Genomic DNA, 14,050 nt, shown 5'->3' with positions numbered 1-14,050 from the left:
TGCCTCCTAAAAAAGTGAGAGTATATTAAAAAAAAGTTTGACTATGGGCCATACAAAAACAGTTGTTAAACCTGTGATAATCATAAAAATGACGATTAGAGAACCGAAAGGCTCAATTCTCTCCATCATCTGAGCATACTGTAAAGGTAGTACCCCCATTAGAATTCTTCCTCCATCAAGAGGTGGTATGGGAATGAGATTAAATGCTGCAAGAACTATGTTTATCATTATTGTGGCTCTGAGAATTAAAATCAATGGTTCAAAAATATAATCAGGAATTACGCCCATTAAAGGTAAAACAATCCACTTAATCAAAATAGTGCAGATTATTGCAACCATAAGATTTGCCGCAGGACCACCTGCTGCTGTAAGTGCCATACCAGATCGGGGATTTCTGAAGTTGTAAGGATTTACTGGAACTGGTTTTGCATATCCGAATACCCACTGCCCATTTGTAAGAATTAGAAGAACGAATGGCATAATTATCGTTCCAAAAGGGTCAATATGGGATACTGGGTTGAGAGTCAGCCTTCCTGAAAGCTTTGCCGTGTTGTCACCAAGCCTGTAAGCTACCCATCCATGAGCAAGCTCGTGAAAAACGATTGCAATAAGTATTGCAGGTGTTGAAATTATAATCTGTCTCAGGATTCCTGTAAAGTCCATTATCTTATCCTTATCATTACTTCATCAGGGTTGACCATGTCACCTTCTTTAATATAAATCTCTTCAACTGTTCCATCAACTGGTGAGTGAATCTCATTTTCCATCTTCATTGCCTCAACTATTACAACCGTGTCTCCAGCACTGACTCTATCACCTTTTTTAACCTTAATTTTTACTACTGTACCAGGCATTGGGGAGGCTATGTCACCAGGTTCTGAAGGTCTTGGCCTTACTGATTCTTTTGGCTTTATTTCCACTTTTCCTTCCTCACTGGGAACAATCTCCTGAAGAGGTTCAACAATGACTTCAACAAGTTGATTGTTTACATAGAGAAAATAGGGTCTTTTACCATCAACTTTATGCCCTTTGCCTCCTACCTTTACATGATAGGACTCTCCATAAAGATTTATGACAAACTCTGTTGGTGCAAGGCTTGGAGCAGGTTTTACCTCTTCTTTCTTTGGCTGAGGTTCTTCTTTAATCCCTTTTTCCTTTGCTTCAAGGAACTCGAGGAAAATCTTTGGAAAGAGGCAATAACTGAGCACATCTTCCTCTGAGCGAGCTTTGTCTTTTAACTCTGCTTTTGCTTTTTCAAACTCAGGCTCAAGAAGGTCTGCAGGTCTGCATGTGATAAATTCTTCGTCTCCGAGTATTTTTTTTCTAATCTCTTCATTTACCGGCACAGGGGGCTTACCATACAGTCCTTTAAAGTAGTTTTTCGTCTCTGTTGTAACCATTTTATATCTTTCACCTGTAAGCACATTCAAAGTAGCCTGTGTTCCTACAATCTGGCTTGAAGGAGTAACCAAAGGAGGATATCCAAAGTCCTCTCTTACACGAGGAATTTCTTCAAGAACTTCTTTTATTCTATGTAAAGCATTCTGTTCCCTTAGCTGATTTACAAGATTGCTCAACATCCCTCCAGGAACCTGATAAACAATTACTTTTGGATCAGGTCCAATGTATTCGCTTTCAAGATGTTTGTATTTTTTCCGTTTTTCATAAAAATAGTCAGCAATCTCATCAAGAAGCTCCATATTGAATTTTGGGTCTCTTTCAGTTCCTTTAAGTATATGGCATATTGTCTCAACAGGAGGTTGAGATGTTCCTCCTGCCATTGTTGATATTGCAGTGTCAACTATATCAACTCCTGCTTCAATTGCCTTAATTGTTGTTGCCACTGCCATTCCTGCTGTATCATGGGTATGAAGATGTATTGGTAGATTTATTTCTTCCTTTAGTCTTTTTATAAGCTCATAGGCAGTGTAAGGATCAAGAAGTCCTGCCATGTCTTTTATGCAGATTATATGCGCTCCGAGGCTTTCCAGGTTTTTTGCAAGTCCGACAAAGAAATCTATTGTATAAATTGGTCCTATTGTGTAACAAAAAGAAGCCTCAACAATTCCACCATACTTCAATGTAACCTCTATAGCTTTTTCCATGTTTCTTAAGTCGTTTAAAGCATCAAAAATTCTGAAAATATCTATACCATTTGCACGAGCTCTCTCAACGAATTTTTCCAAAACATCATCAGGATAGTGTCTATATCCGACAATGTTCTGTCCTCTTAGAAGCATCTGAAGCTTTGTATTTTTAACGAGCGCTTTTATGGTTCTCAATCTTTCCCAGGGGTCTTCTCTCAAGAACCTTAAACAGCTGTCAAAAGTTGCACCTCCCCATACTTCAAGGGAGTGAAACCCGACTTGATCCAACTTCTCGGCAATAGGAACTATATCCTCAAGCTTCATTCTTGTAGCATGAAGACTTTGATGGGCATCCCTTAATGTAGTGTCCATTATTTTAATAGGTGATGATTTTGACATCTCTACACCTCTTAATTTTATTTAAACTCTGCTATGAGCAACAATGGCAGCAGACAGTACCACTGCCAGATCAAAGGGATCTTTTTCCTCACTGTAAAGAAGGCTTGGAAGCTTTTCTTCAATGTATTTTGTGCTAAAGTTTCCTTTACGGAAATCTTCATCTTCCATGATTTTTATGTAAAGAGGAATTGTTGTTTTAACTCCTCTTATAATGTATTCACTCAAAGCGCGATGCATTCTTCTTACAGTCTCTTCCCATGTTCTTCCTCTGGCAACAAGCTTTGCCAGAAGAGAGTCATAATAGGGTGGCACATTATAGCCCTCAGTTACATGTCCGTCAATTCTGATTCCAAAGCCACCAGGAGAATAATAAGCTGTAACAGTACCTGTAGAAGGAAGAAAATCGTTCAGAGGGTCTTCAGCATTAATTCTGCACTGAATGGCATATCCATTGAGTGTCACCTCGTACTGCTTTATTTCAAGAGGCTCGCCATAGGCAATTTTTATCATATTTTGCACAAGATCAATTCCTGTGATTTCCTCTGTAATTGTGTGCTCCACCTGGATTCTCGTGTTCATCTCAAGAAAGTAGTAGTTGAGATTTTCATCAACGAGAAACTCAACTGTTCCAACATTATCGTAACCAACTTCATAGGCAAGTCTCTTTGCCGCCTCTCCCATCTGGCATCTTACTTTTTCTGTAAGTAAGAGTGAAGGTGCAATCTCTATAAGCTTTTGATGTCTTCTCTGAATTGAGCAATCCCTTTCTCCAAGATGAATAATTTTTCCGTATTTATCAGCCATTATCTGTATTTCAATGTGATGAGGTCTTTCAAGATACTTTTCAATAAAAACTCTCTCGTCACCAAAGGCTTTTTTTGCCTCTGACATGGCAATTGGTATCTGTCTCCGTAAAGATTCTTCATCATAACAGATTCTCAAGCCTCTTCCACCACCTCCTGCAACAGCTTTAACCATGACTGGATAACCGATTTGTCTGGCTGCACTCACTGCTTCATCTATACTGTGCAGAGGAGGTGTCCCGGGCAAAAGAGGAATGCCAAGCTTTTGAGCAATTCTGCGGGCTTCGTCTTTAAGTCCCATTTTTCTTATTGCCTGAGGATTTGGACCTATAAAAGTTATTCCAGCCTGCGTGCAGGCTTCTGCAAACTGAGGATTTTCAGCAAGAAAACCATATCCTGGATGAATTGCATCAGCCCCAACATTTTTTGCAAGCTCCACTATTCCGTAAATATTGAGGTAACCTCTTAGAGGACCTGGAGTGACAAGATAAGCTTCGTCAGCTTTTTTAACATATCTTGCTGTTGCATCGGGCTCGCAGTATATGGCAACAGTGCGAATTCCAAGCTCTTTACAGGCACGAATTATTCTTAATGCAATCTCTCCTCTGTTTGCAACTAAAACTTTTTTAAACATAGCCTGCCTTTCAAAGGTAAATATAAAAATTTTAAATGAAAACTTAAAATAAATCAATTAGCAGTGCTATAATAAGTTTATGTTTGATGAAATTAAAAGAAAAATCATACATGCAGAACGAATTAATAGAGATGAAGCATTAGAACTTTTTAATACAGATGATATTCACAAGCTTGGTGAACTTGCAGATGAAGTATCAAGAAGATTTAATTCAAATAAGGTCTATTTTATCGTAAACAGGCACATTAATCCCACCAATATATGCGTTAATCGTTGCAGATTCTGTGCCTTTTCTCGTTCAAAGGGAGAGGAATACGCCTATGAACTAAGCATTGATGACATAATTGCTCAACTTAGGGAAGCTCAGAAGACTACTGGCTACATAAGCGAAGTTCATATTGTTTCAGGACTTCATCCTGAATGGCAGTTTGAATACTATCTTGAGATGATTTCAACAATAAAAAAAGAGTTCCCTTCAATTGGAATTAAGGCATTTACAGCTGTTGAAATTGATTACTTTGCAAGAAAATCTGGTTTGAGCATAGAGCAGACACTCATGAAACTGAAGGAAGCAGGACTTGATATTATGCCGGGAGGCGGTGCAGAAATCTTCAATCCTGAGGTAAGAAATAGAATATGTCCAGAAAAGATCTCTGGTGAAAGATGGCTTGAGGTAATAAGAACTGCTCACAGGCTCGGGATAAAAACAAATGCTACCATGCTTTATGGTCATGTAGAAACATATGAGGACAGGGTTGAGCATTTGATGAAATTGAGAGAGCTTCAGGATGAAACAGGAGGATTTCTTGCTTTCATTCCTCTCAGTTATCAGCCTGAAAATACGGATATTAAAGTTCCCTATCCAAGTGGAATAGATGATCTAAAGACAATTGCTGTCTCAAGGCTTGTGCTTGACAATATTGCACACATAAAGGCCTATTGGATAATGCTCGGAGAGAAGCTTGCACAACTTGCCCTGCTTTATGGTGCTGATTGCCTTGAGGGAACTGTAATTGAAGAAAAGATTGCCCATTCAGCCGGTGCTCGCTCAAAAAAGGGAAACACCATTGAAGAACTTGTTCACCTTATAAGGGAAGCAGGCAAAATCCCTGTGGAAAGAGACAGCTTTTATAATGTAAAGAGAGTATTTGATTAAGGAACCAAAATGAGGAGCTTGATTAGTAAGGAAAAAATTTTAGAGTTGTACAATTTAACCTTTTACATGAACTACACAGAGTGCAAGAGAAAATAAGACTTTTTGAAAACAAGTATAATATTGGATTTGAAGAATTTGAAAAATTAATAAAAGGTTTACTCCTCAGATAAAATTCAATGTGATGAAATATTAAGAGTAGAGATAAAAATTTTGATGGTTTGATTATCATGGTAAGAGTTAACAAAAAAGAAGCTATTGAGATGCTCAAAGAAGCCTCAATTTATGAACTGGGCAGAATTGCTGACAGCATAAGAAAAGGGCTTCATCCAGAGGGCATTGTCACCTTTGTTGTTGACAGAAATATAAATTATACAAACATCTGTATTAACCGCTGTAAATTCTGCGCTTTCTGGAGACCAGCAGGACATCCTGAAGCATATATTCTTACAAAAGAAGAGCTCGCGCAGAAAATTCAAGAAACCATTGAAAAAGGCGGAACCCAGATACTTCTTCAGGGTGGAGTGCATCCAGAGCTCGGATTAGATTTTTACATTGATATGCTTAAATTTATAAAGAGCAACTTCATGATTCATGTTCATGGATTTTCACCTCCGGAGATTTCCTTTTTAAGTAAAAAGGAGTGTTTGTCAATAAAGGAGGTTCTTGAAAGACTGAAAGAAGCAGGTCTTGATTCAATTCCCGGTGGTGGAGCAGAGATTTTAAGTGATAGAGTAAGACAGATTCAGTCACCAAACAAGATTAAGTCGTCTGAGTGGCTCAAGGTAATGCGTGAGGCACACCTTCTCGGCATGAAAACTTCAGCCACAATGATGTTCGGAAGCATTGACACAGAGGAGGATATAATTGAACATTTAGATGCACTAAGACAACTACAGGATGACACAGGTGGATTTACTGCCTTTATTCCGTGGAGTTTTCAACCTTCCAATACAGAGCTTAAAAGAGAATTTCCAGAGCTTCATGCAGCAGGCTCTGTGAAATATCTTAAAGTTCTCGCGTTAAGCAGAATTTATCTTGACAACTTTCCCAATATTCAGGTCTCCTGGGTTACTCAGGGGATAAAAGTTGCTCAGGTAGGACTCAGATTTGGTGCTAATGACTTTGGCTCAACAATGCTTGAAGAAAATGTTGTAAGGGCAGCAGGAGTCTGCTACCGTGTAAGTATGGATGAGATAATAGAGGCTATAAAAAGCGCAGGATTCAGACCAGCACAGAGGGATACATATTACAGAATTTTGAAATTCTTTGATGAAAATTAAATGGGATTAGTCCAAACAGGAATCACTGACATCAAGGGCTCATTTTTTGTCATTCCCTTCTTTTTTGTCATTGCGAGCCGAAGGCGTGGCAATCTCCTCTGCTACCTTAATCTGTCATCCCGAGGGGCTCTCTTCCTGTCATCCAGAACTTCTCTTTCTGTCATTCCGAGGGTGGCATTCCACCCGAGGAATCTCTGAAATAGTGAGAACAAAGGAGATTCCTCGCCTGCCTCTGGCAGGCTCGGAATGACAAAGGATGGACAGACTCGGCATGACAGGGGAAAAAGTCGGAATGACAAAAAAGGTTGAATGACAAATGAAAAAACGCTTAAAATGATATAAAATGGTGAGGGTGCGCGGAATGACATTTGGAGTAATTGAAATTTAAAGATGTTTACAAACTTTTGACTTTCAAGGGCTTGTGAGTTTTTAAACAGTCTTACTTTTATAAGGAGGTCACAATGAGTGAAGTTTATGATGTAATAATAATCGGCGGTGGACCAGCAGGACTTACAGCAGGGATATATGCAGCAAGGGCAAACCTTAAAACAATAATTCTTGATAAATCTAAAACAGCAGGAGCTTTAGCCTACGCTTCTTTGATTGAAAACTATCCCGGGCTTGAAAAACCCTTGCCGGGCAAGGAGCTTCTTGAAAGAATCAGGTCACAGGCACTATCTTTTGGAGTTAAATACAAAGAGGAGCAGGTTGTGGGAGTGGATTTAACATCAGAAACAAAGGAAGTGGTAACAATGAGTGATAGCTATAAAGGAAAAACCGTTATTGTTGCCACAGGCTCCATGGGAAGAAAGCCGACAATTAAGGGTGAAGGTGAACTTCTTGGAAGAGGAGTAAGTTACTGTGCTGTATGCGATGCTCCTTTTTTCAGAGGAAAAACTGTAGCTGTGCTTGGTGACAGTGAAGAAGCTGTAAAAGAGGCAATTTATTTAACAGAATTTGCTGAAAAGGTTTATTTAATAACTTCTTCATCAAAGTTAAAGGTAGAGCCTGAACATCCCGTTTACCAGAATGCAAAAGTTGAGACACTCACATCTCATTCAATAAAGGAAATCACAGGCAAAGATTTTGTTACAGGAGTTCTATTGAAAGACTCAGTGGGTAATGAAAAAAATCTTGAGGTTACAGGAGTTTTCGTCTATCTGCAGGGTTCTCAACCTGTGGTAGATTTTCTTGGAGAGGCTCTAAAGTTTGATGAAAAAGGTTTTATTTTGGTAGATAATTTTATGCAGACAAATATTCAGGGCGTGTTTGCAGCAGGAGATGTGGCAAGCCCTCATGCAAGACAGGTCGTTATAGCCTGTGCTCAGGGAGCTATTGCAGCACTTTCTGCTGAAAAATACATAAGAGGAAGAAGCCGTATAAAAACTGACTGGCATGGGTGAGAGTATGAGTGGAAATGATAGTAGTTTTAGTAATTGGGAAGGCGAAGCTTTTGAAGAAATGCTTTTTGACTACCTTGACAATGGATACCTTGAAAACATAATAACCTTCTTTGAGCATGAGCCTGAGCAGATTAAGTTAATACCGAGAATGCTTGCCGATGAGAGATTAAGAGTTAAGGTTGGAGCATTTGCAATAATTGAAGAAATGAAAACAAAAAATCCCGGGCTGCTACGGGAAATTATTCCAGGCATTGTTGAACTTTTAAATTCAAAAGAGAAAAATATTCGCGGTGATGCTGCCTATGCTCTCGAGATAATTGGCGATGAAAAAGCCAGACCAGCATTAATTGAAGCCTTATCAAAGGAAGATGACGCTCAGGTAAAGGAGTTCATTGAAGATGCCTTAAAAAGCATAAGATGAGTTACAGAGTTATTGATGTTGCAGGAGATGTAGGTTTAAGAGCAGAGGGAAAAACAGTTGAAGAATGCTTTGTAAATGCAGGCTTAGGGCTTTATAGCCTCATTACTGATATAAGTCTCGTAACTGCAGGAGAAAAAAGAGAGTTCTCACTGACAGAAGAGACTCTTGAAGACATGCTCGTAAGCTTTCTCAATGAACTTATTTTTCAGTTTGATGCTTATGGATTTATTGGCAGAGATATAAAATTGGAAATTAAGGGAAATACTCTTGAAGCAGCTCTTTTTGGCGAGCACTTTAATGCAGAAAAGCATGAAAGAAAACTCCTTGTAAAAGCAGCCACATATCATAATCTTGTTCTTAAAAGGGAAAACTCCCACTGGATAGCAGAGATAATTTTTGATATTTAAGGATATAATAATAAAATTAAAGCCTGCCTCAAAGGAGGTGTCCTATGCCTAAAATAGAAGGGACAGAAAGAATAGACCCATACAGAATCAGAGTGCCAAAGGGATTTGTCCAAGGAATGAAAACCGAGGGAATTATCTTTGTTGATGAAATCCTTGAGCAGGAGCTTGAGTTTGACTCAGTAAAACAGGTAGCAAATGTGGCAACACTGCCAGGAATTGTGGGCAAATCCCTTGCAATGCCAGATATTCATACAGGATATGGATTCCCTATAGGTGGTGTTGCAGCCTTTGATGCAGAACAAGGGATTATCTCTCCTGGAGGCGTCGGATATGATATTAACTGTGGCGTAAGACTTCTCAAGAGTAATCTTACAAAAGATGAGGTGGAGCCAAAAATCAGAGAGCTTGTTGATTTACTTTATACTCACATTCCCTCAGGAGTTGGTTCCACTGGAAAAATTAGACTTAATTATGAAGAGCTAAAAAAAGTTGTTCGCAAAGGTGCAATATGGGCAGTTGAGCATGGTTATGGCGATGCTGATGACCTTAAGCGTATTGAATCTCATGGATGCCTTGATGGAGCAGACCCTGAAGTTATAAGTAAAAAAGCCTATGAACGCGGTAAAGATCAGTTAGGAACTCTTGGTTCAGGTAATCACTTTCTTGAGGTTCAGTATGTGGATGAAGTTTATGAGCCAGAAATTGCTCAGGCTATGGGATTGTTCAAAAATCAGGTCACTGTGATGATACATAGCGGTTCTCGTGGTTTTGGTCATCAAATATGCGATGACTATGTGAGAGATATGTTACAGGCAGCAAAAAAATACGGAATAGAGCTTCCTGATAGAGAGCTTGCATGTGCTCCTTTCCTCAGTAAAGAAGGACAGAGATACTTTTCTGCAATGAAAGGAGCAGCTAACTATGCATGGGCAAACAGGCAGTGTCTTATGCACTGGACAAGAGAAGTTTTTCTGAGAGTCTTTAAAGTTTCACCAAAGGAGCTTGCCATGAGAGTTGTTTATGATGTGGCACACAACATTGCAAAGGAAGAATTCCACATTATTAACGGCAAAAGAAGAAGAGTTGTTGTTCATAGAAAAGGAGCAACCAGAGCCTTTCCAGAGGGACATCCTGAACTGCCTGATTGCTACGCTTCTATTGGACAGCCTGTTATTATTCCTGGAGATATGGGAAGAGTTTCCTTTGTCCTTGTAGGGCTTCAAAGAGCAATGGATGAGACCTTTGGTTCAACATGTCACGGAGCTGGAAGGCTTCTCAGCAGAACACAGGCAATAAAGCAGGCAAAGGGAAGAGCTATCAAAGAGGAGCTTGCTCAGAGAGGCATAGTTAAGATCTGCTGGTAAGGAAACTCTCGCAGAGGAGATGCCAGATGCTTACAAAGATGTATCAAATGTTGTTGACATTGTTCATAATGCAGGAATTGCTCGTAAAGTTGTAAAATTAAGACCAATGGGGGTAATAAAAGGGTGAAGTTAAAAGTAGGATGGATTCAGTATGCCAATGTTTATCCCATATTCTATGTTCTTGAAAAAGAGGGTTTAATTACAGAAGAGATTCATTTTGTAAAAGGAGTTCCATCTCAGCTTAACTGGGCATTAAGAAATGATTTGATTGATGTGAGCCCTTCATCTTCAGTGGAATATCTCCTAAATCAGGAGCTTTATGACTATGTTGATGGAATCTGCATAAGCTCAAAAGAGTATGTAGGAAGCGTGCTTTTTTTCAGTGATTATGAATTAAAAGCCCTTGATGGCAAAAAAATACTTCTTACAGACCAATCAGCCACTTCTCATTTATTGTTAAGAGTCATACTGGAGAAATTCCTGGGATTAAAACCAGAGTATGATATTTCAGCTGCGCCTTTTACAGGGGAATCTTTTTTGTTAATAGGCGATGATGCACTCAGATATAGAAAAATTCTTAAAAATAAGAAAGTTTACGACCTTGCAAATATATGGTATCAGAATACAGGGCTTCCATTTGTTTTTGCCTTATGGATTGTAAGAAAAGAGATTACTAAACCTGAAAATGAACTTTACGGAGTTTATACAAAATTCAGGGAAAAACTTCTTTATGCAAAAGATAAATGGATAGCTTATGCTCAGGAGATGTTGAAAGATTACTACTTAAAAAATTTTATGAGTGAGGATGAGATTTTATTTTACTGGAGAGAAAACATGGATTATAATCTTACAGAGACCCATAAAAAAAGTCTAAAACTCTTTGGCTCATACATTAATTCATTGAGGTAAAAAATCAGCGTAAATTCTCTTGAGCACTATTTCAGTTAAATCTTTAAACTCGGAAGTATCAACTCTTATCAACCTTTCACCTTCTATTTCATCGGGAGGTTCAAACTTTCGCTTCTGCGCTAAATATATTTCCCATCGGGCATCTGAAATATCTTCTGCTTCCTTCCTTTTCATAAATCTTTCCTTAACAACGCTGTCTTCTGCAGTGCACCATATAAAGTAAATCTCAGCAAAGTTAAGCTCTCTCGAGACTGCCTGCCTGAAGACTCTTTCACGAAAAGTGGCATCTAAAATAACATCCCTGCCTCTCAGTAGATGCTCCCTTGCAATTTCTATCATTTTCATATAGGTCTTCTCTGTAATTTCTTTACTGTAAATACCCTTTTCAAAGGGCTCATAGTGATGCTCTGTTGGTGCAATCCCAACAAGGCTTTTGCGAACTATGTCAGATGCAATCCATTCTGCAAGGGTCTTCTGAGCAAGAGCTCTTGCAAAGGTTGACTTCCCTGTTCCAGAAAGTCCGAAAACAACAAAGACCTTAGGTTTACCATCAGCATAAATATAGGCAAGGTCAAAGTATCTCCGTGACTCCTGTAAAGCAGACTGTCTTGTCTCTTCAGATAAAGCAGTATCCTCTGAGGTAAAACATCCGATTTTCCCCCTCACATAGGCACGGTAGCATTTATAAAAATTTAAAAGTTTTAACAAATCTCCATCGCCAGCCTTTTCCACATAGGTTTTAACAAAGTATTCTGAAAGCTTTTTATAGCTATGAAAATCCAGATCCATGCTTAAAAAAGCTATGTCAGAGGCAACATCACCGCATCTAAATCTTTCATTGAACTCAATGCAGTCAAATATGTAAACTTTTTTTAAATTATCAAAACATATGTTGGCTGAGTAAAGGTCTCCATGACCTTCACGGATAAATCCTTCCTTAATACGGGTTTCAAAGAGTGCTCTGTTTTCTTTTATAAAGTTTCTTGTCCAGCTAACAATCTCATTATATCTCCATTTATTAAGGGCAATGCCTACAAAGCTTTCTGTCTGGCTGAAGTTTTCTTCAGTATTAAAGGAAACTGTATCAATAGAGCCATACTCATCAACTCCTTTTCCTGTTTTGGCTGATTTATAAAAAGGAACTAATAAATCCACAATTAAATCAATGTGTTTTTCTGTTAATGCTTTATCTTTCAATATTTTTTGCATCATTCCATCCTCTGGAAGCCTCTTCATCTTTACAGCATACTCTACAACATCTGAATTATCCTCAACTTTATAGCCATTCTCTGTTCGGGAAACAGGCACGACTCCAAGATAAATCTCAGGGCAAAGTCTTCTGTTAAGTTCCACTTCCTTTTCTGAGTAAAGCTTTCTTAACTCAAGGGTTGTGAAATCAAGAAAACCAAAGTTTACAGGCTTTTTAATCTTATAAACCACCTCATCAGCAAGAAAAACATAGGAAATATGTGTTTGTAAAATTTTTAATTCCTGCGGCTTATCTGGAAAAGCCTCTCTTTTAAGCTCCTCTGCCCAGTTAATCATCTTCATTGTCTCCATGATGGTATAATCTCACTGCCATATTCTCTCTGCCAGTTTTTTAGCTTCTTCAAGAAGATATTTTTTCTCTTCAAGATTCTTTGTTTCTACATATATACGAATTTTTGGTTCTGTTCCTGATGGTCTTATCATAATCCATGATAGGTCATCAAAAACAATTTTAATACCGTCAATGTCTGTTATGTGGAGAATTTTTTTATTGAGTGTTCCTATTTTAAATAAATCACCAGCTTTAAAGTATTCTTTCAATGCATGTGCCTGCTTTTTTATGTGGGGACTGAACTTTTCCCGTGGTATCTCAATACCCGTTCTTTCTGAATAGTATCTTCCATAAATGGATTCAATCTCTTCAAGATAATCGCTCAGGTTTTTATTGAGCGTAGCCATCATCTCAAGGGCAAGCAAACAACCAAAGATAGCATCTTTTTCAAGCACATGATTCTGAGCTGAAATTCCGTCAGATTCTTCAAATGCTACAATGGCTTTTTTTGTTGCTTCTGGCAGAAGATATGGTCTAAAATGCTTGAATCCTACTTTTGTTTCAATAACTTCAACTCCTAATACTGCTGCAATAGCATTTACAAAGTTACTTGTGCCAACACTTTTTGCAACAACTCCACGCATCCTTTTATAAGTATAAAGGTAATGTAATGCCATTGCACCGAAATAGTTCATAGGAATCTGCCTCCTGAGGTCTGCAAAACGAACTCTGTCTGCATCAGGGTCAATTATGGCTGCAAATCCTAAGGAGTTTTTATTTAAATATGATAGGGCAAGCTTTAAATTAGTCTCGCTTGGCTCTGGAGGAAGACCTTCAAAGAGGGGATCATCCTCTTTTCTTAAACATACAAAAGTTCCTGGCTTTAATGAAAGAATTCTTGCCAGCTTGCCTCTACTTGTTCCATACATATGATCAATTGCGCAGACAGGTTTTTCAGTTTCCATGAAATTTTTAATTTTTTCCAGGTCCAACACAGCTCTTTTTTTGATAAATTTTATGTAAAGTTCTGTCAGGTCTATTTTTTCAATGTTTTTTGGTTTTATGCTTTTTACATCCTGAGCTTTTTTCATTATTTCATTTGCAATAGCCTCAACTGGTTTTGTGAGCTCTTCTGGAGCAGGTCCTCCATCTGCAGGATTTAGTTTCAATCCTCCATAGTTTGCTGGATTGTGACTTGGAGTAAGATTCACCGACGCTGCTGCTTTAAGTTCAACTATTCCTGCTGAAAACTCTGGAGTTGCTGCTTCGCCTGCATAGAGGCATCTAACTCCTTCTGACTGAAATAATCCTATTACTTCCCAGGCAAAGTCTTTTCCGAGAATTCTGTTGTCATGTCCAACAATGACTCCTCTGTCTTTGAATTCATTGAAGGAGTTCACTCCCAAGGCATTTAAAATCCTGCGGTCTTCGCTTTTTACTGCCTCAATGATTGCTTTTGTTAGCACTCTCACATTCTGCATTGTGAAATCAGAGCCAATCTCTCCACGCCATCCAGAAGTGCCAAAATGAATCTCCGCAGGCTCAGTATTTTCCTTTGCCAGTTTTTCTATCTCTGTGAGAAGTTGTCTTTTATTTCTGGGGTCTTTGAGAATCTCTTTCCATAAATTGGATGCCTTCATTGATTTC

The 14,050-nt window shown here is 38.5% G+C and carries 11 protein-coding genes and 1 pseudogene; 7 read left to right on the top strand and 5 right to left on the bottom strand.

Annotated features, from left to right (window positions below; genetic code table 11):
• Positions 1-6 precede the first annotated feature (6 nt).
• From V4D30_RS09460 to V4D30_RS09450, 3 genes are read right to left on the bottom strand one after another with little or no spacing between them, the layout of a single operon-like run.
• Positions 7-663 (bottom strand): site-2 protease family protein, encoded by a 657-nt coding sequence (locus V4D30_RS09460; protein ID WP_353684076.1) that lies wholly within the window; start codon positions 661-663, stop codon positions 7-9.
• On the bottom strand, positions 663-2,486 hold the full coding sequence (gene oadA, locus V4D30_RS09455; RefSeq protein WP_353684075.1) for a sodium-extruding oxaloacetate decarboxylase subunit alpha: 1,824 nt from the start codon (positions 2,484-2,486) through the stop codon (positions 663-665). Before oadA ends, V4D30_RS09460 begins: the two co-directional genes overlap by 1 nt.
• A 21-nt stretch (positions 2,487-2,507) precedes the next feature.
• Entirely contained in the window at positions 2,508-3,923 is a 1,416-nt protein-coding gene (locus V4D30_RS09450; protein ID WP_353684074.1) for an acetyl-CoA carboxylase biotin carboxylase subunit, read from the bottom strand.
• Positions 3,924-4,002: 79 nt separating this feature from the next.
• Between V4D30_RS09450 and mqnE the strand changes: the two genes are divergently transcribed.
• The 7 genes and pseudogenes from mqnE (at position 4,003) to V4D30_RS09415 (ending at position 10,863) form a co-directional block, all read left to right on the top strand.
• Complete coding sequence (mqnE, locus tag V4D30_RS09445; RefSeq protein ID WP_353684073.1) at positions 4,003-5,079, top strand: aminofutalosine synthase MqnE; 1,077 nt, start codon at positions 4,003-4,005, stop codon at positions 5,077-5,079.
• A 227-nt stretch (positions 5,080-5,306) separates the two neighbouring features.
• Positions 5,307-6,359 (top strand): cyclic dehypoxanthinyl futalosine synthase, encoded by a 1,053-nt coding sequence (mqnC, locus tag V4D30_RS09440; RefSeq protein WP_353684072.1) that lies wholly within the window; start codon positions 5,307-5,309, stop codon positions 6,357-6,359.
• Between the two features lie 461 nt (positions 6,360-6,820).
• Complete coding sequence (locus V4D30_RS09435) at positions 6,821-7,762, top strand: FAD-dependent oxidoreductase (RefSeq protein WP_353684071.1); 942 nt, start codon at positions 6,821-6,823, stop codon at positions 7,760-7,762.
• Between the two features lie 4 nt (positions 7,763-7,766).
• Positions 7,767-8,183: a HEAT repeat domain-containing protein gene (locus tag V4D30_RS09430; RefSeq protein ID WP_353684070.1), complete on the top strand. Its 417-nt coding sequence runs from the start codon at positions 7,767-7,769 to the stop codon at positions 8,181-8,183.
• Complete coding sequence (locus V4D30_RS09425; protein ID WP_353684069.1) at positions 8,180-8,590, top strand: archease; 411 nt, start codon at positions 8,180-8,182, stop codon at positions 8,588-8,590. Before V4D30_RS09430 ends, V4D30_RS09425 begins: the two co-directional genes overlap by 4 nt.
• Positions 8,591-8,634: 44 nt before the next feature.
• A pseudogene (locus V4D30_RS09420) lies at positions 8,635-10,081 on the top strand (RtcB family protein).
• On the top strand, positions 10,078-10,863 hold the full coding sequence (locus tag V4D30_RS09415; RefSeq protein ID WP_353684068.1) for a menaquinone biosynthesis protein: 786 nt from the start codon (positions 10,078-10,080) through the stop codon (positions 10,861-10,863). Before V4D30_RS09420 ends, V4D30_RS09415 begins: the two are co-directional and overlap by 4 nt.
• Here V4D30_RS09415 and V4D30_RS09410 read toward each other — a convergent pair.
• Both V4D30_RS09410 and V4D30_RS09405 read right to left on the bottom strand, forming a co-directional pair.
• Positions 10,852-12,408 carry an AAA family ATPase gene (locus tag V4D30_RS09410; RefSeq protein ID WP_353684067.1) on the bottom strand — a complete coding sequence of 519 codons (1,557 nt, stop codon included), beginning with the start codon at positions 12,406-12,408 and terminating at the stop codon, positions 10,852-10,854. The genes V4D30_RS09415 and V4D30_RS09410 overlap by 12 nt on opposite strands.
• A gap of 27 nt (positions 12,409-12,435) precedes the next feature.
• Complete coding sequence (locus V4D30_RS09405; RefSeq protein WP_353684066.1) at positions 12,436-14,043, bottom strand: phosphomannomutase; 1,608 nt, start codon at positions 14,041-14,043, stop codon at positions 12,436-12,438.
• Positions 14,044-14,050: the final 7 nt, after the last annotated feature.

This window comes from Thermodesulfovibrio sp. 3907-1M (assembly GCF_040450955.1).
Taxonomy (GTDB): Bacteria; Nitrospirota; Thermodesulfovibrionia; order Thermodesulfovibrionales; family Thermodesulfovibrionaceae; genus Thermodesulfovibrio; species Thermodesulfovibrio autotrophicus.
Note: the sequence above shows the minus strand (reverse complement) of the source record. Positions and strands in the feature narration are given on the sequence as shown.